This window comes from Chryseobacterium sp. SIMBA_029 (assembly GCF_046535275.1).
GTDB lineage: Bacteria > Bacteroidota > Bacteroidia > Flavobacteriales > Weeksellaceae > Chryseobacterium.
In genome coordinates this window covers 221,200-242,733 of sequence record NZ_JAWRXA010000005.1, presented here as the reverse complement: position 1 = coordinate 242,733, position 21,534 = coordinate 221,200, and the positions used below count along the sequence as shown (strand labels likewise).

Sequence of the window (21,534 nt, the reverse complement as noted above, 5' to 3'; positions counted from 1 at the left end):
TAAATGATTTATTTTAATAAATATAACAAACTATGACTGATAATTTTGGTGATAAATGGTGGGACTCATTTCTTTCAAAAAGTGAAAAAATGTCAAAAACTCAAGTTTTTAAAAATTGTATAGCAAAAGAAGAAACAGTTTTGTTTAGAAAGTATGTTATGCAAATTATAAAAGATTTGGCAAGATTGAGGACAACAGATTACGGCTATCGTATTTATGTTGAAGGAAAGCAACTTGCTAAAAGTGAAATGACTGACATCTATAATAATCCTCCGTCTGATAATGAAACTATTGAAGAATGGAGCAAACTAATGTTTGGTAATAAAAAGTTTGGAATGATTATTAATTCCGGTGAAAAGTTTAATGTAAAACTGTCAAAAAATATAGCATTAAAAACAAAGCCTTTGTTAGATAAAACAGGATTTCCAAGGGAAGGCATAAATTTTACAATTTTTATAGGAAATTATGATAAAACCCCATTAGGAATTCATCAAGATCCTATAGGAGAAAATGTTTTGCATTTTCATCTGGGACCAGGAGACAAAACAATGTACACATGGGACCAAAAAAAATATGAAGCACTCGCCGGTGAAATGAAATACAACAATATGGATATTGAAAAATTTTTACCTTATGCTACTCAATATAGTTTTAAAGAAGGGGATTTGTATTTTATGCCACATGGTGAATATCATGTTGGAACACAGAATGATTTATCTATTGCAGTAACTTTTTGGTTTTATAATCATTCTAAAAGCAGAATACTGAACAAACTTTCAGAAGCTATACGGGAACAGTATTTTGTTTCAAATTCCGAGCCCTTGTATCCGGATTTAAATAATTTAGAAAATACGGACGGTATAGAAGATACACTCAAGCTGATCGGATTTCCTGAAGAATATGATTCATTATCTTATAAAGATATATTGAGAGAGGGCTATAAAGATATTCGATATTCATTAGCCAGTAATTGTGGCTATAAAACAAGTCCTTTTCCGATTGATTATGATATAGAAAAAATTGAGCATGAACAGGAAATTATTATTGAGGAACCTTTTAAAATTTTATATCGGGAAAATATAGATGAATCCAAATTATTGATTTATGTACGAGGTGTAAAGTTCGAATTTAACAATAATGTGTGCATAACAGAATTTATCGACTTAATCAATATAGGAAAACCGTTAAAGGTCATTACACTTTTGGATGTTTTAGATAGTTCATGGGAAGATGACATTGGTTATTATATGATAGATTTATTTTATAAACATCATGCAATTAAATTCAAATAATGAAATTTTAACTATTTATGAAGTTCATTCCCCAACATGATCAGACAGATTGCGGTCCTGCATGTCTTGCTATGGTGTCATTATACTATGGAAAGTACTTCAGGCTACAATATTTACGGGATAAAAGCTTTATTACCCGTGAAGGTGTATCATTGTTAGGAATAAGCGAAGCAGCAGATAAAATAGGCTTTAACACCATAGCAGTAAAGCTGAAACCACAGGATTTTGATAAAAAAATTCTACCATGTATTCTTCATTGGAACCAAAATCATTTTATAGTTATTTACAAAATATCGCAAAATATTCTTACCGGAAAAATAACCTATAGAATAGCAGATCCAGGACACGGTATTATTTCTTTATCAGAAGAAAAGTTTGTAAAACATTGGTTATCAGATGGAGAAGAGGGTGTGGCTTTATTTTTAGAGCCTACAGAAAAATTTTATGAAGAAAATGTAAATGAGTTCAAAGAAGGAAATCCTACCCTAGAACATTTATTACATTATCTGAAGCCATACAGAAAACAGATATTTAAATTGTTCCTGCTTTTATTTTTAAGCATGCTTACAACACTAATTTTACCTTTTCTTACACAGAAATTAATAGATGACGGTGTTAATAAAAAGAACTTTTCCCTAATAACTTATATCTTATTAGCTCAACTTTCATGTTCCATAGGCAATATCATTTTCGATATCTGTCGTAATTGGATTATGATGGTTGTAGGTACCAGAATCAATATTAGGATTATTTCAGATTTTTTAAAAAAACTTTTGAAACTTCCCATTAAATTCTTTGATACCAAGCTAATGGGAGATTTTAACCAAAGGATTCAGGATCATGAAAAAATTGAACAATTTCTGACCTCACAAAGTATTTTTACGCTATTTTCACTATTAACATTTTCAGCCTTTTTTGTCGTTCTTTTGTACTATGATTATAGAATATTGTCCGTATATATTATATTCACCATTGCTGCCATTTTGTGGGCCGTTTTCTGGATGAAAAAAAGGAAATTACTGGATTATTTTCGTTTCCAGCAAAGAAGTGAAAATCAGGAATCCATTTATGAAATAATTAATGGCGTTTCCGAGATGAAACTCAACCAGTTTGAAGATTTTAAACGCCAGAAATGGGAACAGATTCAGGAAAAAATATTTGCACTTAATATAAGGATTTTAAGGATTAATCAGGCTCAGATTTCCGGCTTTGAATTTGTCAATCAGTTAAAGAATATCATTGTTACATTTCTTGCTGCTTCCTTTGTTGTAAAAGGACACATGACATTGGGGGCACTGCTTAGTGTTTCCTATATCATCGGGCAAATGAATTCTCCCGTAAATCAATTAATTGCGTTTTTCCGATCATTACAGGATGCAAAATTAAGTTTATCCAGACTAAATGAAGTGCAAAATCATCCCGAAGAGGAACAAGAGTACCAGGTTCCACTTTTAAGCAAAAAATATACAGACCAAAACGGTATAGAAAAAGGAATTTATTTCAAGAATGTTTCATTTCAATATGAAGGTCCGCAATCGCCGTATGTTTTAAAAGATATTGATCTTTTTATCCCTGAAGGAAAAGTTACCGCTATTGTTGGAGCTAGTGGAAGTGGTAAAACCACATTGATGAAAATGCTTTTGAAATTTTATGAGCCTGTCAAAGGTGAGATTAAATTTAATCACTTAAATATCAATGAAATTTCCCCGACTGATCTCCGGAAAAACTGCGGTGTAGTAATGCAGGATGGGTTTATTTTTTCAGATACTATCGAAAGGAATATTGCCACAAGTGATGAGAAAATTGATTACAAAAAACTCAATAATGCGTTAGAAACTGCCAATATAAAATCTTTTGTTGAAGAATTGCCTTTAGGCTTAAATACCAAAATTGGAGCTTCTGGTAACGGTATATCTGGAGGACAAAAACAAAGAATATTAATTGCCAGAGCTGTTTATAAAAACCCCCTTTTTATTTTCTTCGACGAAGCAACTTCGGCATTAGATGCTGAAAATGAAAAAATAATCCACGATAATCTTCAATCTTTTTTCCATGGTAAGACTGTAATTATTGTAGCTCACAGATTAAGCACTGTAAAAAATGCAGACCAAATTATTGTCTTGAAAAACGGAGAGCTTGTCGAGCAGGGAAATCATCATAGCTTGGTTGAAAGAAAAGCAGATTACTATAATCTAGTAAAAAACCAATTAGAACTGGGAAACTAGCCATCCTAATTCGTAAATTCTTATATAATGGTCAACATTTCATACTTACAAACCTACCGCCTCCTTTGGAGATTTTATTATAAATTTTTAGAACATTATACAGGAAACCGTAAAATAATTACGTTTTGAAAAACTAATTTTCCAGATGTTTAAAAATTTGAGACTACTTATTCTTATTTTGGCATAATTATCATATTAAATATTTGGTAGCGAGAGTGTTTTTTTATAATTGTCCCAATAATTCAATTATAGTATTTTTAACAAAACTAATAATAGCAATGAATTTAAAATTACCCAAACTACAAAGAGAAGAGAAAATAGGAAACGCTGCAAAAAAGAATATAATAATTCATTTAATTAAGGAAGAAACAGATAAAGAATTTGAAATTGTTTCTTTTCAAAGAGGAAAAGTCATTTTAAAGGATTGGGATTACAATGAATATTATATCACTACAGATAAGAATGATGTTCCTGACGATAAAAATTTTGTGCTATTATCAAAAAGCTTTTACAAAGCTGATGTTGAGAATGGAAATATAAAATTTATTAAATGGTTGAAGCATCCGGATAATGTTGATAATTTATCAGATACTATAGTGAATTCTTGGAAAAACACATTCAATTTCAAAGAAGAAGATATTGAAAACAATTCAATAGGATTGCGTAAACCTCAGATTGGAGCCATTCATTCTATTTTGGGACATTTAACAAATGCTACTGAAATTGCTACAGTCGTATTACCGACAGGAACGGGTAAAACGGAAACAATGTTATCTGTCTTGATTGCTAATAAATGTAGTAAGCTTTTAGTTACTGTACCATCTGATGCTCTAAGAGGTCAATTAGCTGGAAAATTTTGTAATTTAGGTTGGTTAAAAAAACTTGATAGTGAAGGAAATTCAATTGTAAACACTTCCGCTAAATATCCAAAAGTGGGAATGCTAAATACTGGTTTTAGCAATGAGGAAGAACTTAATCAGTTTTTTGATAAATGTAATGTAATTGTTTCTACAATGGATTTATTGACATCAATGTCAATTCAGCAGAAAAACTTACTGACTGAAAAGTGTTCACATCTATTTGTTGATGAAGCACATCATTCGAAAGCTAAAAGCTGGAATAAACTCATTAAATCTTTTGATAAAAATAGAGTGGTTCTTTTTACAGCAACACCGTATAGAAATGACGGGCAATTACTCGATGGAAAAATCATTTATAATTTCACACTAAAAGAAGCACAGGAACAAGGTTATTTTAAAGAAATTGATTTTATCCCAATAAGAGAATATGACCAAAAAATTGCAGACTTAAAAATTGCAGAAACAGCTGTAAATAAATTAAGAGAAGATATAGCCAATGGTTATGAACATATTTTGATGGCTAGGTGTGAGGATAAATATCGTGCAGATGAAGTTTTTGAAATATACTCACAATATACAGACTTAAATCCTGTTAAAATATATTCTAATCTAAAAAGGCAATCAAATATTAAACAAAATATAATAGATAAACAGCATCAGATTATTGTATGTGTTGATATGCTTGGTGAGGGATTTGATTTGCCCGAATTGAAAATTGCAGCATTCCACGATGTAAGAAAAAGCTTACCAATCACTTTGCAATTTGCAGGTAGGTTTACACGTACGAACAAAGATAATAATTTGGGTAAGGCAAGTTTTATTGCAAATCTTCATCAACCAACTTTAAGTGATGAATTAAGTCTTCTTTATGCTAAAGAATCAAATTGGAACTCAATATTACCAGCGTTAAGTTTACAAGCTACCCAAGAACAGATAAACCTACAAGAATTCTTAGCGGGATTTAATCACTTGGACGAATCACTCATTCCATTTCAAGAAGTCCGTCCAGCCTTTAGCTCCGTAGTTTATCAAAATCAAACCGAGGATTGGCATCCAATGAATTTCAAGAAAGGCATAAAAGGTTATGAAAATTATGATTATAAATTTTCCGATTTAAATAGAGAGAAAAAGGCATTGATTGTTTTTCTAGGAAATAAAAAACCCGTTGATTGGGGTAGTTTTAAAGACGTTTATAATATTGAATGGGATATTTATATAGTTTACTGGCAGCAATCAAAAAATTTACTATTTATACATTCCTCAGATAAAGGAAGTCTTTATAAAGAATTAGCAAATGCTGTTATTGGTGAAAGCTCCGTACTAATAAAAGATGAAGAGGTATTCAAAACTTTTTATAATATTGACCGGGTTCGACTTTTTAACTTAGGGCTAAGAAAAGGTCTTGGAAAAGATATCACTTTTCAGTCTTATTATGGAAAAGGTGTACAAGAAGGACTTTCTCTGGCTGAAGAAAAGTCAGGAATCAACAACAATGTTTTTGGTGTTGGGTTTGAGGATGGAAATATTACTTCAATAGGATGTTCAAGAAGAGGAAGAATCTGGTCATATTCCAGAGGAACAATAAATCAGTTCTTGGATTGGTGTGACGGAATTGCTGTTAAATTGGCAAACGATGAAATTGATCCTAACAATATTTTATTTAAAAACTCTATAAAACCAGTTAGGATTTCTGTGAGACCAGATGCTTATCCAATTTCAGTAGATTGGCATCACGAAATTTATAAAACAATCGAAGATAAAGTTGTTTTCACAATTAACGGAATCGAGTGTGATTTATCAACCTTGGAGCTCAACACTTTTAATCCTGATAATGACAATGCATTGTGCTTCTCTTTAGACACTGAAAATGAGAGTATTGCTTTTCAATTAAATTTAAGTGAAACAACTGCGAATGGCAGTAAATTATATAGCTTCAGTATTGTAAAGATTTCTACTATTGATGCTAATGTAAAAATGGGATCAAGAAATTTTTCTGTAGCTGAATTTTTCAATGAACTGCCACCCAAATTTTGGTTTCACGATGGAGCATTTTTACAAGGAAATGATTACGTGAAATTCAATGAGCAAATACTAAATTTTCCAAAAGATAAAATTGAAGCTTGGGATTGGAATGGAGTTAATTTAAATAGTGAATCTGAGGGATTTTCGAATTTAAATACCAATTCAATTCAGTTTCATTCCATTGAGAAATTAATCCAGGAAAATTATTATGATTTAATTTTTAATGATGATAATAAAGGAGAAATTGCAGATATTGTTGCGATTAAAAATAATGAAAATGAAATTGTTATAGATTTATATCATTTGAAATTTGCTCAAAGCGGTCAAGTATCAGGTGAAATTAAGAACTTTTATGAAGTTTGCGGTCAAACACAAAAATCTTTGATTTGGAAATATAAAGATAATGTGGAATTCTTTAATCATTTAATAAAAAGAGAAGATAAAAAACAGAAAATTGGACAAACCCGGATTAGAAAGGGTGATATAGAATTATTGGAAAAATTACTATTTGAAGCCAAATGGAAGAAAGAATTGAAATTTCAAATTTATATTGTCCAACCAGGATTTTCTAAAGAAACTGCAACACCTTCAATTTTAAATTTACTGGGAGTTACATCAAATCATCTAAAGAAGGAAGGAGGAATTGACTTACGAGTAATTTCAAGCTAAAATACCCATTAGTAAAAAACAATAATGAGAATGATTTTTTTTTGTAAACTTTGGAAAATAAATATTTAAAAGCAAAAACTATAAATGATTACAAAGCTAGAAAATTTGAACTTCATAAGCGATATTGACAATCTACGTGGTCCTCATCAAAGAGATAAAATTATATGTCAGATTGAAGATTGGAAAATATTTGATGAGACTGGCAAAGTTGAATTATTGGCTATTATAAAATAAATCTTCAGCAAGGATTATAAAACTATAAGGAGGTATGTAGAGCAACGAATAATATTTTTTCATTTAAGCAAACTAAGAAGCGCCACTTTTTCTTTTTAAAACAGTAATTAATAATGTTATTAGGAATTAAAACAATCAAGTGATTAAGCTTTTACCAAATAAAATAGAAAGCAAAAATTTCTGGTAGTTCAAAACATGCTTCAACATCTCTAATGGGAATCTGAGTTTATATTTAATAATCAGTAATTTCATTAGCGTCTTTAAATGAGTTTAAATAGCAAAACTACTTTTTCTATTTAATACAGCGTCAATCTTCTGCCAATTGTTTTTAAATTCCAAAATGTCTTTTATTCTTTTGTAATCCAAATACGTACGTTTCTCACCATTTGATGGTGTATTTCTAAAATTATCAATCATCTCTTTTGAAGTAAGAACAAAAAACTCTGGTTTTTCGTCAATTTTATCAGCGTGAAGATTGACCAAGACATACAGAATATTAGGTTTAACTTTTCTCTTATCGAAATTCCAGCAAATGGATTTTGTACGTTGAATACCTTTGACCTGAATTGCCATAGTAGCATCATCTTTTTCTACAAGTAAGTCAATGCTTTTTGTACTCCCAAATGTGAGCGATACGTTGTATCCTAATCTTGAAAGCTCACCCGCAACGTAATACTCACAAGCAATACCTGTTTGTTGTTTTTCTAATAAAGCCATTAGTTCATATTTAATATTATTGCAATATAATCCTCCACATTCTCTTTCTGAAACAAAACATTTACTCTGTTAAAATCAGCAACAGATAATTGGTCTTTCCAGTTTACTTCCAAATAGGATGTATTTGAGACAATGTAAGAATCTAACTCTATCCCGTTTGCAATCACCTGAGGTTGTATTTTTTCTTTGATGACTTTATGAAACTGAATCTTTGGGTCATTGATGCCTTTAGAATTTCGAATTCCTTTGGGGTCAATAAATTTGATGTACTGTTTGCCATCTTTCAACATCCAGAGAATAAAATCCGGATAAAAGTTATTGCCATCGGTGAAGAAACCCAATCCTTTTTTACTTTGATTTCTTAAAACGTGTATTTCTGTTTCTTTTAATTTGTCAACATTATTTTCCGTGTAAATAATTAAATCATCTAAAAACTGCTTTTCTGAAGCATCCAAAGCAATTGGACTTACCTGTATGAAATTTTGGTAATTTTTACCTAAATAAATCAATGGCTTGTACAGATGCAGGATGTTGTCAAAAGCTGAAGCTTCACTGGCAATTTGAATATTTGAAAATGCTGAATCCAAAACTTCGTTTTTCAATTGCTCCACTTTATTTTGAAAATGCGCAATATCTTCATCAGAATTCAAGCGGACATCGTATTCCAACACAAAATTCTCATCGGAACCATTTAACTGAACAGTCTCAATATGCTCTGAATGGAATTCGTTTTTATAGAAAAGATAAAATTGCTCAATATATTTTTTTAGCAAAGTAATGGATAGTTCTTGCCAAATAGAAACATTCTCATATTTAGAAAATTCTAAATGATGCGCCGGAATATACAAATTGTACCAAGAAACATTTTGTAGTATTTTTTTTAAATCTTCTAATTGAATGCTTAAATTGTGATAACTTTTATCTGCTTTAAAATTCTGTATTTCTAAATAAATGGTATTCCAATTTAATAGAGAAATATGCTGATTAGTTAAAACACTTTTGTTTTTGGTTAATGCCACACCGGAAGATTTTTTCTCCAAAATATCAATCTTAGGGTACCAATCGAGCTCCACCAAATTTCCGTCGAAAAGTTTCTCGTTATAAACTAACGGAACTAAAATATTCCGCTTAAAGTTTTCACTTTCTTTTACAGCAATTAGTTTGAGCTTGTTTTGTTTTACAATTTCTTTTTGCTCCGTCGGAATTTTAATTGAAATCCAAGATGAGTCATTTACCGGCAAGCCTTCCTCTTCCAAAAACTGTTTAAACTGCTCCATATAATCGGCTTTTACACCAAAAATCTGTAGAGTTTCCAAGTGTTTGAGTAATGGCTTGATTTGTTTAATGGTTTCGGGTTTTTGATAATCATCCAGACCGGCAGAACGTTTCAGAGAGAACTGATAACCTTTTAATCTCACGCCTCGGCCAAATAACTGAATAATTTGCGAGCCTTCACTTTTGCCCACATTCATCAATCCCATTGATGATACTCGCCACGAAGACCAGCCTTCTGAGAATTTCTTAGAGCCAATTAACAAATTGATGGGTGAAGTATCTTCATTAATTTTCTTGAATAAAGAATCTGAAAAGTCTTTCTCTGTCCCCAAAACACTATTGGTAATGGCTAATTGATACAATGTTTTTTCGTCGCCGACGTTGATGACACCGAAGTAGTCACTGTCACCAACACGTAAACCCAATTCGCCATCTGCACCTTTCAGATTGTCCAGATACAAATTAGCGCCAATCGTTGTATTATTAAAAACCAACTCATTGATTTGGTTGAAAATGGTACGCACATCCAATTTTTGTTCCAACAAATAGCTGAAAGATGTTTCAAAAATAGGATAGCCGTTTTTATCTACCAATCCAGCTTTGTTATTCACCACCTCATCAATCTGTTGAATCGAGACCGTTGAATTCTTCAAAAAATCGGTAAGAAAATAAATGATTTCCAAAACATCTGAAACTTCTTTGCCACCTTCTTTCCGAACGGCATTTACTTTTCCTCCTACAAAAACCCACAATGGTTTGTGCAATAAAAAATCCCGTAATGCTGTTTTCTGTTCTTTGAACAATAATTGTTGCTGAAAAAATGAAACTAGATTTGCAGTCAAATACAATTTTCGGTAACGTTCATCATCGCCTTTTAAATTGAGGATGCGGTAATCTTTACCATATCCATCTTCATAAAAATATTTATACGAATAATCAAACAGAATACTCTTGGCGTATTCTTGTGTGAACTCTGTCTTTTTCGCACCAGATGCAGCATTGATAGCCTGCCCAAAAGTAGCTGAATACTCAAAGGCAAAACCTGTCTGGCTTAGTTTATCTCTATACTTCTTCCAGCTGTCTCCACTCATTCCACCGTGTCCTTCATCAATCAAGACGAGATTATCAGTCTCGAAACTGTCAACAGCTACCGTTTTTTCGCCACTGTTTTCCGCCAGTTTTGTAATTTCCAAGACTTCTACTTCTTTGCCCGAAAACATTCCGGTACTGTTTTTACTGAAATTGTTAGCCCGAATATCTGACTTTGCAAATTCTTCCAAATGTTGTTTGCTTAAACCTTCGTTGGGCGTAATGAGCAACACTTTGTTTTGATGCTGCTGGTTGTAATGATTGGCGTAATGCAAATATTGCTTGATGTTAATCTGCATCAACAGGGTTTTCCCAGAACCTGTAGCATTCCAAAATGCCAGTTTATTGAGACTTTCCAAGGTAAATTTGGAAGCTGTAAAAACATCTTTATCTTTTTTCTTACTGGTACCAGTGAGCGTCAGTTTCGAATTAAATTCAGCAACATATTCATTTAAGTCTGCCAGCAATTTTACTTTATTCTGAAAATACTTATCGAGATACACTTCTGTGAACAAAAGCGACAGATACTGAAAATATTTCCAGGTGATTACTTTTTCTCTGCTTTCTGAAATTTGTTTGGTATAGCGTACAATATTTTCATCATAGGTCTGCAACATTGTAGGCGTTAACTGCTCAGAACCATACAAATGACTGATAAGCGTTTGCAGATAAAAGGTGTTTCCTTCTTCGGTATAGCCTTCGTTCACAGAAAGTTTTAAATCTGTAAAAATCTCAACGCCTTTTTTACCAATGATTTTTTTGCCGATGCTGTCTATCCCAAAAAGCGACAGCATATATTTGTTGAGTACGAGTTTATCGTGAAAATTCATTTTTTGTCTGTTTTAATTTTGGATAAATTCATTTAGTTTATCAACCATCTTTTTGTGATGGTCTTTAATACTCACTTCATCCCAAGTATCTGCATCATAATCATTCATCATCACATATTGTTTTAAACTATCATAAGCTAATCCACTTTTACTGTTCAATTTAGAATAGTAATTCTTTTTTGCAGACGGTAAATGATGATTAAGTTTTGAGTTTTTCTGATGACTAATTAAGCATAAATTTCCGAATGAGTGCAATGCTTTCTCATCTTCCAAAGGGTTTCCACCTATAGGATTTTGTGGGAAATAATGTTCAACAGAACTTCTGAAAGAAAACTCAAAATTAACTCCTACATCGCCTACGTCTAATTTATTCCATATCGTATAATCTAAAAAATTAAAAATTAGATTATTTTCGATAGTCTTATAACTTAGTTGTGAATTTTCATATTCAATAATCGGATAATTTTCATTTATTTCCTCAGATTGATATATCAGTTTATTATAATCTAATTTACTTTCTTTATCCGTATTCAGGAATCTAAAGCAAATCAACTGCTTCGCTATTTTCTCCAAATAATTTTTATAGTCACTATATCGCACAGTTTCCGAGTTCATCAAATGATAAAGTGAAGCATTTAACCAATGTTTATAAATCATTGTCGGCGTTGATACGTGAAACATAGACAACAGCATAATGATATACTCATTACTCCAATCTCTTCCTTTTTTATGCAAAGCTTCGTCTTTACCAAAAGTATTCACATAGTAACCTTTTTTACCATCATTAGACTTTAGCTTCAGTAAACTCCAGCCTTCTTTATCGGCGACAAGCTGTCTTTTGATTACATAAGCATCCATCAACCATTTTCCACGAAGCAAATTAAACATAAAGTCCAATCCAAATTGTTTTGCTTCTTCTTTGGTTTTGCTTTTAATTGTTTGCTTAAAGAAGTCAATTAACTTTTTGTCATCTAATGAAACGTCGCCACTTTCAGTTTGAATTTTCAGTATATGCAGAAGGAAATTTTGAAAGTTGATAGGTGAAGTGAATCGGTCTGAATTTTCTAACCGATTTTCGGTATTTTGAAATGATTTTTCGCTTGATAATATCTTATCAATATTCATTTTAAAATCACCTCGACTTTTAGCATTTTGTTTAAAATCCTGATAAGTATTTAATAATTGGTTAGTGTTTTCAACTGCAAGGTTTGACCAATCTTTACCAAACAAAATCTTACGCAAATCAGGTTCAAAACCAAACTGAACATAGCGTTCCATATTCTGAACCGTATCCCAAATGGTATGAAACAATTCCTGAATTTGTTCGTTATTTTCATCTGTCTCATCATACAGTGAATCGAGCAAAATAGATTTTACAACCTCGTGTTTTTCAAGTTGCTCGCCTCTGTTATTCATTATTTCAAAATAGTGGTTCAAATCGGTATCGTGAGGAACCTCTACACGGAGAATAGTTACAAAATCCGTGAGAAAAGTAGCAAATTCACTGATATTTATAGTTTTATTATTTTCCCTAGTAATCAATTCTATTTCTATACTGTCGTATGCCTCCTTAATTGTAGAATGATATTCTTTGTGACCGTCGAAATAACCAGTCTTAGCAAAACTCATTGCATTTTGAGATAATGGTCGACTTTCAAAATTTAGTATCTGTTTTGTATACCAGTTAACTTCGCCAAACTTATTTTTTAAAACTGACAAAATTATCGATAAAGTCGTAAGCCTCTGTTGACCGTCTATTGCATCATAAACAGTTTCTTCATTTATTTTCTGTGGATAAACTACAAGTGTTCCGATATAGTAATTTCTTTGCTCAGGAATATAATCGATGATATCTTGAATGAGTTGTATTATCTCACTTTTCCCCCACGCATAATTACGTTGATATATAGGTATTCTGTAATTACCAGACTCAAATAATTCTTTAATATTATATGTTTCTACCTGATGTGCCATTAACTGATGTAATAAAGTGATTTTAAAATTTCCTCAAGTTTCTCAATAGTCCTTCCTTTACTAAAATTATAGTCAACCGGTCTTGACAAAGCTTCCTGTGGAGAATAATTGTTTTTAAAATCTGCAAAGAGATTATTACCTAAAACATAATTATCAACACTGACAAACTGAATCGCATAATATTCTAAACGCAATCGGTACGCCCAGGCAAATATCTTTTCTATAGCCTCGTTGATGTGGTTAAAACCGAATTTATCGACATAAAAAACCAAAGTACATTCAAAAAGAGTTCTTACATAGGTATCACCTGTACGTTCCCAACCATCGTAACTTTTGATAGTGCTAAAAATATTTTTTGAGTTCTCAGTTAGCTTTTGGTTGCTCTGAATATTTTCAACACACATATCAAAAACATCTTTATAATAGCTTATCATTTCAAAAAAACGCCTTCCGTTAATAATGGGAGCATCTAATTGAAATGGATAGGGTTTGTTGCCCAAATCTATCTGCCGATGATAACATTTATTGTACTCATCGGTAAAGTGATGCAATATTCTCAGAGAATCAGCATATTTAAAATCACCTATCTTTTCTATAGTGACCCCTTTGAAAAGATATATTTTATTCTTATCAAATACTTGTGCAGAATCACCACGTGACCAGGAGCGAATTCTAAATAAGTATTCTGAAAACAGTCTTGCCAAGTCGCTCGATTGATGTTTTTCCCACACAGTCACATTATCCAGTTTTAGCATTTCATCTTTTTCGGCATATTCCCTCAAGTGGTATGCTTTAAGCAAATCGTGCGGGTCTAAGTCTTTCCCTCTTGCATTCTGAGAATCAAAAAACTGAAATGCCTCACTGATGTGTCCAATCTCAAAGTAAATCAGTTCACAGTGATTAAGAAAAAATCTTACAAAATCTTCATCACATTTAGCAATAGCTCTTCTTGCAACCGCATAATTGTTTTGAATATTGTAGGCAGTTGTTTCATTGCTAAAGTAAAAATCAATTAGATTTTTACTGATTGCATCTACTTCTTTCTTTAAATGTGGGTCTTCTATCTTAATGGTTTCAAGAATAGCTTTAAATAATAATATACAGCTAATCGTTCTTTGTTGTCCATCAACAATATTCAATTCATCACTATTTTCATCTTTATGTACAACCAAGGTTCCAAGTCTGTAGGCAGACTTCCCTTTAAAGAAATTAATATCTTCAATAAGTTGCGAAATATGCTTCTCCTGCCATTTATACGGACGTTGATAAACAGGTATTGTTAAATCCTGCAATTGCAAGAGGTCGCTAATCTTCAATGTTTGAATACGAAGATTCCCATCGGTTTCTATAGTAGTGTGCGACATATTACAATTCAGAAATATTAAACATCTTCTTGAAAAAAGTTTCTTCTATCATTTTCACTTTGAAGTTATCGCCACCGGTGCGGATGTTATCGAAATGATGGTCGCCGTTAATGTAAATCTGGTCAAATTCTGACGAACGAACACCATCATACAATTTGCGGAACACCTTGGCCACCTCATCGTGTGTGGTGTTTTCCAGATTGCGCCAGATGATGAGGGTTTTGATGCCTTCGCGGGTTTTGCCTTCTATCAGTTTGATGTCTTTGATGCGTTGCACACGGCTCACATACATCCCGATGAGGTAATTAAAGGTTTCTACCAAATCTACTTTGGTAGGCACCAACTCATTGTTTTCGGTAACTTTTAATTGGTAATTGAACGGATTGCGGAACATCTCGATGTTGAACAAATGGTCTTGTGTTTCTACATCGAGCATATAATGGAGCAAATAGTCTTCCTGCGCTGTTTCGCTAAACTGAAACAAACCATCTTGACTGCTTTTGCCCAATTGAAGATTATTTAAAGCATCTTCGTAGCTTTCTAAAACCTGGTATTTAACAAGCCCGCCGCCATTCCAATTATTTTCTTTTGAAACTCCATTTTTATCTCCATGCAATACTTTTTTAATTCTTGGCAGAAGCTTGCTATTGAAATAGGAACCCATTTCAACACCAATAAATTTTCTTTTCATCTTCAAAGCAGTTGCGGATGTTGTACCACTGCCATTGAAATAATCCAAAATTAAATCAGATTTGTCTGATGTAGATTCTAAAACACGGTTAATTAATAATTCTGGCTTTTGGGTTGGAAAGTCTACGAGAGCTCGTTCTGCAGCCATAGGATTTAACATATTAATATCTGTCCACACATCAGGAATGACATTTCCTTTTAGTTCGTGTAAATATGTTTTATATTGAGGGTATTTTGCTCCCTCTGTCCACCTAACCTTATCTTCTTTTTCTAAGCGAGAATAGGTTTCCTTTGAAAAAGCAGCAAGCGTATTCCAATAATACTTACCATTTTTATCTTCCTCTTTAAACCTTGCTTTATAATCTTCGCTTGGAGGAGTATAGAATTTGTTGAATTTGTATGTGTTTTTATTTTTTACATATAGAAATATTGTATCAGAAACCGTTGGAAACCGATTTGCAATTGCTTTACTACTACCAACAGATGTCGTTCTTTGCCAAGTAATTTCATTTAGAAATCTGGATTCTTCAAAAATATTATCCAAAATAAATCTACCAAAGTAATTTGCATTGTTATCTAAATGAAGGTAAAATGAGCCATCATTTTTCAAGAAAGAATGAGATAATAGAACTCGATCGTAAATAAGTGACATCCAAGAACTATCTCTGAAAACATCTTTATAAAGGAAATCATGTCCAGTATTAAAAGGAGGATCAATATAGATTGTCTGAACTTTTTCCTTGAACTTTTCCTGTATAGCATTCAACGCCTGAAAATTTTCAGAATTAATGAGCAACCCATCGGTTTCTTCATCCAGATTATCAAACTCTGCCAGTAATTTGTCTTTAAATTCTTCAGAGAAAAACTTGGTGTCCAGTACTAAGAATTTTTCTTGCGACAGCGTATTCACACCGCTCAGCGTAACATCATAAAGCGTTCCCCATTCTGCCAATTGTGCTTCATTGGCAGAAATCTCTTCGTAATATTTTTCTGGAATACGGTCTAGCGTAATGCAGTAATTGGTACTGATAACAAATTTCTTTTTGAGCCAAAGCTTCTTTTGAAAATCTTCTATCTGCGCCAAAAATGCAATAATCTTGCTGGCAACGGTTTTCAGTGCCTTTATTTTAGATAGTTGCGCCGTAAAATAAATCGGGTTTTCGGTATTTATATCATCAATAAACAACACTTCGTTTTTGATGTAAAAATCTAGTTCCCGCTTTAAAAATCTACCCAAATCTTTGTGGATGAAATAATCAAAACTGTTGCGGGAAATAAAGTCGTTCAGATGCTTTTCCAGCAACGTTCTGTTTTTGTTTTTCTCGGTAGGTGCTTTGTCAAAAGCCAAAGTAAAAGAACTTGGAATATTTTCCTGTATCACTTCAAATGCCTGTTTGCTCAGCTCATCCTGCTTTACCGTTTTCTTGTGCGTTTCGTAAGTGAAGTTGATGTATAGTTCATCCTCAATTACTTCCACAGGCAGTTCTTCAAAAATTGCGAAACGACGTTCTACATCACCTTGCGTTTTGTTGTTGTTTTGCTCTGTACTGGCTTCCTTCAATTGGAAATATACTTTTTTGCCATCGTTAAGTTTGAAGGCATAATTTTTTAAGTGTTCAGATGTTTTGATGTAATATTGGTCAGCATTTGCCCAATGCAGTTTTACTTCTTCGCCCTCGTAAGGAATGGCATAGACATCTTTTTTGTAACGGCGAAGCGAAATAAAATCACCGTCTTTGTAATAACGTTTAAAGAAATTGGCTAAATGCGAAAACACTTCCTGCTCCAATGCATTGGTATCGATAGCGCTGGTAATTTGCTGTTGCAATGCCATATATTTTGGAGAATCTTCACGCACCACACCGGCATCATCAAGCCCTTTTCCCATTTTATCGAGCTCTGCCTGTAGCGTGATAGAATCTTTAGACTGTATCTGTCCCAAAGTATCTTTAATATCTTTGGGTAGTTTTTTATCAATGAATTCGTTTACCTGGTCACGTTTCTGATTCATAATGCGGTAGATTCCAAAATCTAAATCCGCCTTATCCATCTCAAATATTTCTCTTAAAACTTTTTGAAGGTTTTCGTAGTTGCTCATAAAATAATTATATCAATTCAAAAGAAATGGTGAACACTTCTTCTTCTGTTATTGCTCTGTTTAATTTTTGTCTTGCTTCCGCAATCATTTGGTCGCGTTCTTCATTTATTTCGTCTTCCCTTTCAAACATTTCACGTTTCAGCCTGCTCACTTTCTTTTTTGCTTTTGCCAAAGATTCCTGAAATTGTAAAGCTTCACTGGTAGAAAGACCTGCCTGCATAGCATTTTTGTCAATCTCTTTTTCTTCTTTTTTCGCCTCTCGAAGCTCGCTTTCCAATACAACTATTCGGTCATCTGCCCAATTATGGAATTTTTTGAATTCACGTTGCATTAAAAATGCATCGGTATCTTCCAGATGTTTCAGACGTTCTTCTTTTACTTTTAGATGCACTTCAGCAATCGTTGATTCATTACCCAATTTATTTTCAATAACCGTTGATGATAAGCCCAAAATGAATCGGCAAATATCGTCATTTAAGCGCTCATAGGCATCAGTTTTTCCTGAAAAAAGCAACACACTATGGCTTTCAATTTCAGATGAGACTTCAAGATTCGTAATTTTTATAATCCCTTTTTTAGATTTTAATTTTTGAATATCTGTATAAGTTGCTCGGGATGAATTGAAATCAAACTCTAAATGAGCAAATGGTGTTTTTTCTTTTTTGCCCTGCTGAATTATTTTTTTGGCAATATCGCCATTTACCAAAAAACGTTTGGCATCTTCCCTTGATTTATTGAGCGTGTATTTATCTCCGTTTTCTAAAATAAAAGTAAAATCATCATAAATGAATTGTGCTCGGTTTCGCATATAGAATCGGGTAAGTTCCCAAAGCCATTTTTCAAATTTCTCGATAAATACTTTTGTCTCAGACAATGTTATTTTCAATTTCTCTATTACGCTGGCTTCAAAATGGTCAAATAATTTTGACTGTGTCGCCTTTACCTTACTATCAATCTGGTCTTCAAATTCTTTTTGAAGTTGATTGAAGTAATTTTCTATTTCATCTTTTGTTCTGCATAGTTTGTAAACTTCAATGATTCTTTTCTCGAAATCAATACCGCTTTCTATAGTTCCCAAAACCTCATCCGAAGAACCAAAAACGCCATCAAACAATTTGAATTTTTTGTCTAAAAGTTCGAAGACCCTTGCTTCAACGGCATTAGATGCATTTAAGAAATTGGCGACTACAACATCGTGCTCCTGCCCATATCGGTGACAACGACCAATGCGCTGTTCTACACGTTGCGGATTCCAGGGCAAATCATAATTGACAATCATACTGCAAAACTGTAAATTGATACCTTCCGCTCCGGCTTCTGTCGCAATCATAACATCGTATTTGTCACTTCTGAATGCATCTATCAACGCCTGGCGAATATCTACAGCTCTTGAACCAGATATCTTTCCTGCATTGTTTTCGTCTGCTAACCAATCACGATAAATCTGTTTAGAAGTTTCATCACTGTTGTTACCATTAAATAGTACAATTTTTCCGTTGTATTTTTCTTTAGATAAGCGGTCATATAAATAATGCTGGGTACGGGTAGATTCCGTAAAAATCAAAGCTTTTTCTGAAGCTCCCAATTCTTTAAGCTTTTCAAAACCGCGTTCAAGGGCAATGATTAATTTTTCTCCTTTTTCATTGTGCTGAATGCTATTTGATAAAGAAAGAAATTTCTCCAGTTGTTTGATTTCCGCCTCTATGGCGATTTTATCATCTAGCGTTATTTCGGTAAAATCATTATCTACTTCCTCTTCCAATTCGTCTAAGTCATCATCTAAATGCTCATATTCTTCTAAGAACATTTCAAACAAATCATCTTCTACTATTTTTGAATTTTCTAAAAGAAGTTTTAATCTTTTAAGCAACGCTTCAAGCGTACGAGTAATGGCAAAAGAAGAAGAACCCAGCAATTTGAAAATAACCGACTGCATCAAATGCTTTTGTGCCGGCGGAAAAGCATACGCTTTTTCTTGTCTTAGATAATCTAAAACCTTCTCATAAAGCTCCTGTTCAGCAGGTGTGGGTGTAAATTGTTGTGTAATTGGAATCCGTTCTATGTAATTGATAAACTCTTTTACATCTTTGCGTAGTGTTCTGTGTACAATACTGTTGAGACGCTCTTTCAAGCCTTCAATATCTCTTTGTTCTGATTCAAGAATATAATTTTTTCTAAATGATTTGATGTCGCCAAATATCTCTGGATCAATAAAAGAAACCAATCCAAATAATTCGTCCAACCTGTTTTGCAAGGGAGTAGCGGTAAGTAACACCTTCTTGTAATCACGAATCGCATTTTGAATGGTTTGGGCAGTTACATTACCATATTTATAGGCATTTCGAAGATAATGTGCCTCATCAAGAACCATCAAATCCCAAGAAGTTAACTGAATTTCTTCAGCTCTTTTACGCGCAAATTGATAACTACAAATCTTAATCGTTGCATCGGTATCAAAAGGATTTCTTACACCAGATTTTACTTTTTTATTGTAACTGATATTATCTAAAACTTCTGATTTTAAGTAAAACTTATCCTCTAATTCGTTAACCCATTGCTTTCTCAAAGAAGATGGGCAGATAATCAGTATTTTTCTTTTTCCTTCAGCCCATTTCTGGCTTAAAAGAATACCTGCTTCTATTGTTTTACCTAATCCAACTTCGTCTGCCAAAATTGCACCTTTCGAATAAGGAGATTTAAATGCAAATAAAGCAGCCTCTATTTGATGTGGATTAAGCTCCACTTTTGCATCCATTAAAGTTGCTCCAAATTTTTCAGCAGAATCAGATGTTGCCTTTTTGGAAAGCTCATAAGCGTAGTATTTTGCTTGATATGGGTTTATTATCACAATTATTATTTTTAATTCCAAATATACCTATAATTCACAATGTTATGATTGTAAGTTTTTAAACTAGTTTGGACAATTAATAGGAGGAAGACGAAATATAACCTTCAAACATCTGACTAAATTAGGAAGGGAAGCCTAACTATCAAAAGAATTCATAGAGAATGTTATTGAGCAAACAAGTTCCGCACTTAGTAAATGGTCAAATCTATCAAAAGATTTTGGAGTTAGTAAATCCAACAGAGAATTAATAAGTAGATTAATTAAAACATTTTAATATAAAATTTGAGCTATACCTGTAGGAGTCGTAAATTAATTTCACCCTAAAATAGAGGAAAAATTGAGGTGTACTGGCGAAATGTATCAATTATCACTGTGGCAGTCGGGAATTGTTAATTGTTTAATTTACAGTAATTTATGAGATTGGAGGTGTGCAGAAGTAGTATAAATGTGTTTTTAAATTTATCGGTAAAAAATATAAAACATTGGTTTGCAGGTGTTTAATATGACGAAATTCGTGCGAAAATGTAAAAAAAAAGATGTTGCAGCATCTTAATTCTGTACCACTTTTGTACACCGCGACTTGTTTAAACCATCATTAATAAAGACTTATTTAGATACTGTATCGGAAAATAATTAAGCAAAACTCAATAAATTAAAAGAATATAACAGGTTGTAATATCCGTTATTGCAAAAAAATAGCAGAGAACATAGGTCCTCTGCTAATTAGTATATTGAGAAAGAAGTTTTTAAACTTCCGTCTTAATTTATGCTATTTTCACGTTAACTGCGTTAACGCCTTTATTACCATTTTGTACATCGAATGTTACGACATCATTTTCACGAATAGTATCTACTAAACCTGAAGTATGTACGAAAACGTCCGGACCACCATTTGAAGGGGTAATAAAACCAAATCCTTTGGCATCATTAAAGAATTTTACTGTTCCTTGTTGCATTGTATTGTATTATAAAATTGTTGTATTTACTGAATAAATTGTTTTTGGCTTCCGCCATAACTGTAATGATGATATCAAAACAGTTTTTTAATTTACGCTATGCGTACATTAACGGCGTTAACACCCTTATTACCATTTTGTAAGTCGAATGTTACGACATCGTTTTCACGAATAGTATCTACTAAACCTGAAGTATGTACGAAAACGTCTGGACCACCAGTTGAAGGGGTAATAAAACCAAATCCTTTGGTATCGTTAAAGAATTTTACTGTTCCTTGTTGCATTGTATTGTATTATAAAAATTGTTGTATTTACTGATAAATTATTTTGGCTATTGCCATCACAGTATTGATGATTACGTCAACACGGTAATAAATCGATTTGTAAGCAA

At 32.7% G+C, this 21,534-nt stretch carries 12 protein-coding genes; 4 read left to right on the top strand and 8 right to left on the bottom strand.

Annotation, left to right across the window (positions count from 1 at the left end):
• Positions 1-32 precede the first annotated feature (32 nt).
• From SB679_RS10985 to SB679_RS10970, 4 genes are all read left to right on the top strand, one after another.
• The gene (locus SB679_RS10985) at positions 33-1,292 is read left to right on the top strand and encodes a hypothetical protein (protein WP_410702318.1); all 1,260 of its coding nucleotides are present in this window, start codon (positions 33-35) and stop codon (positions 1,290-1,292) included.
• Positions 1,293-1,309: 17 nt separating this feature from the next.
• Positions 1,310-3,517 carry a peptidase domain-containing ABC transporter gene (locus SB679_RS10980; protein ID WP_410702316.1) on the top strand — a complete coding sequence of 736 codons (2,208 nt, stop codon included), beginning with the start codon at positions 1,310-1,312 and terminating at the stop codon, positions 3,515-3,517.
• 278 nt (positions 3,518-3,795) lie between these two features.
• A complete protein-coding gene (locus SB679_RS10975) occupies positions 3,796-7,068 on the top strand; it encodes a DEAD/DEAH box helicase (RefSeq protein WP_410702314.1) in 3,273 nt (1,090 codons plus the stop codon).
• A gap of 84 nt (positions 7,069-7,152) precedes the next feature.
• Complete coding sequence (locus SB679_RS10970; protein WP_410702313.1) at positions 7,153-7,302, top strand: hypothetical protein; 150 nt, start codon at positions 7,153-7,155, stop codon at positions 7,300-7,302.
• A 270-nt stretch (positions 7,303-7,572) separates the two neighbouring features.
• On the opposite strand, the gene SB679_RS10965 is transcribed toward SB679_RS10970, so the two are convergent.
• The 8 genes from SB679_RS10965 to SB679_RS10930 form a co-directional block, all read right to left on the bottom strand.
• The gene (locus tag SB679_RS10965; RefSeq protein WP_410702312.1) at positions 7,573-8,019 is read right to left on the bottom strand and encodes a hypothetical protein; all 447 of its coding nucleotides are present in this window, start codon (positions 8,017-8,019) and stop codon (positions 7,573-7,575) included.
• Positions 8,019-11,213: a DEAD/DEAH box helicase family protein gene (locus SB679_RS10960; RefSeq protein ID WP_410702311.1), complete on the bottom strand. Its 3,195-nt coding sequence runs from the start codon at positions 11,211-11,213 to the stop codon at positions 8,019-8,021. The genes SB679_RS10965 and SB679_RS10960 overlap by 1 nt, the downstream gene beginning before the upstream one ends.
• 12 nt (positions 11,214-11,225) lie before the next feature.
• Positions 11,226-13,187, bottom strand: coding sequence for a DUF262 domain-containing protein (locus SB679_RS10955; RefSeq protein WP_410702310.1), 1,962 nt, complete (start codon positions 13,185-13,187; stop codon positions 11,226-11,228).
• Positions 13,187-14,551 carry a DUF262 domain-containing protein gene (locus SB679_RS10950; RefSeq protein WP_410702309.1) on the bottom strand — a complete coding sequence of 455 codons (1,365 nt, stop codon included), beginning with the start codon at positions 14,549-14,551 and terminating at the stop codon, positions 13,187-13,189. Before SB679_RS10950 ends, SB679_RS10955 begins: the two co-directional genes overlap by 1 nt.
• A gap of 1 nt (position 14,552) precedes the next feature.
• Entirely contained in the window at positions 14,553-17,339 is a 2,787-nt protein-coding gene (locus tag SB679_RS10945) for a site-specific DNA-methyltransferase (RefSeq protein WP_410702308.1), read from the bottom strand.
• Positions 17,340-17,346: 7 nt separating this feature from the next.
• Positions 17,347-20,187, bottom strand: a complete 2,841-nt coding sequence (locus tag SB679_RS10940; RefSeq protein ID WP_410702306.1) for an SNF2-related protein — start codon at positions 20,185-20,187, stop codon at positions 17,347-17,349.
• A 764-nt stretch (positions 20,188-20,951) separates the two neighbouring features.
• A complete protein-coding gene (locus tag SB679_RS10935; RefSeq protein ID WP_410702305.1) occupies positions 20,952-21,143 on the bottom strand; it encodes a cold-shock protein in 192 nt (63 codons plus the stop codon).
• Positions 21,144-21,235: 92 nt separating this feature from the next.
• Positions 21,236-21,427: a cold-shock protein gene (locus SB679_RS10930; protein ID WP_410702304.1), complete on the bottom strand. Its 192-nt coding sequence runs from the start codon at positions 21,425-21,427 to the stop codon at positions 21,236-21,238.
• Positions 21,428-21,534: the final 107 nt, after the last annotated feature.

Bases quoted from the DNA above. Each gene is read 5' to 3' on its own strand.
- SB679_RS10930 (WP_410702304.1), bottom strand. From the start codon at position 21,427: ATGCAACAAGGAACAGTAAAATTCTTTAACGATACCAAAGGATTTGGT.
- SB679_RS10970 (WP_410702313.1), top strand. From the start codon at position 7,153: ATGATTACAAAGCTAGAAAATTTGAACTTCATAAGCGATATTGACAAT.
- SB679_RS10935 (WP_410702305.1), bottom strand. From the start codon at position 21,143: ATGCAACAAGGAACAGTAAAATTCTTTAATGATGCCAAAGGATTTGGT.
- SB679_RS10975 (WP_410702314.1), top strand. From the start codon at position 3,796: ATGAATTTAAAATTACCCAAACTACAAAGAGAAGAGAAAATAGGAAAC.
- SB679_RS10965 (WP_410702312.1), bottom strand. From the start codon at position 8,019: ATGGCTTTATTAGAAAAACAACAAACAGGTATTGCTTGTGAGTATTAC.
- SB679_RS10945 (WP_410702308.1), bottom strand. From the start codon at position 17,339: ATGAGCAACTACGAAAACCTTCAAAAAGTTTTAAGAGAAATATTTGAG.
- SB679_RS10980 (WP_410702316.1), top strand. From the start codon at position 1,310: ATGAAGTTCATTCCCCAACATGATCAGACAGATTGCGGTCCTGCATGT.
- SB679_RS10985 (WP_410702318.1), top strand. From the start codon at position 33: ATGACTGATAATTTTGGTGATAAATGGTGGGACTCATTTCTTTCAAAA.
- SB679_RS10960 (WP_410702311.1), bottom strand. From the start codon at position 11,213: ATGAATTTTCACGATAAACTCGTACTCAACAAATATATGCTGTCGCTT.
- SB679_RS10955 (WP_410702310.1), bottom strand. From the start codon at position 13,187: ATGGCACATCAGGTAGAAACATATAATATTAAAGAATTATTTGAGTCT.
- SB679_RS10950 (WP_410702309.1), bottom strand. From the start codon at position 14,551: ATGTCGCACACTACTATAGAAACCGATGGGAATCTTCGTATTCAAACA.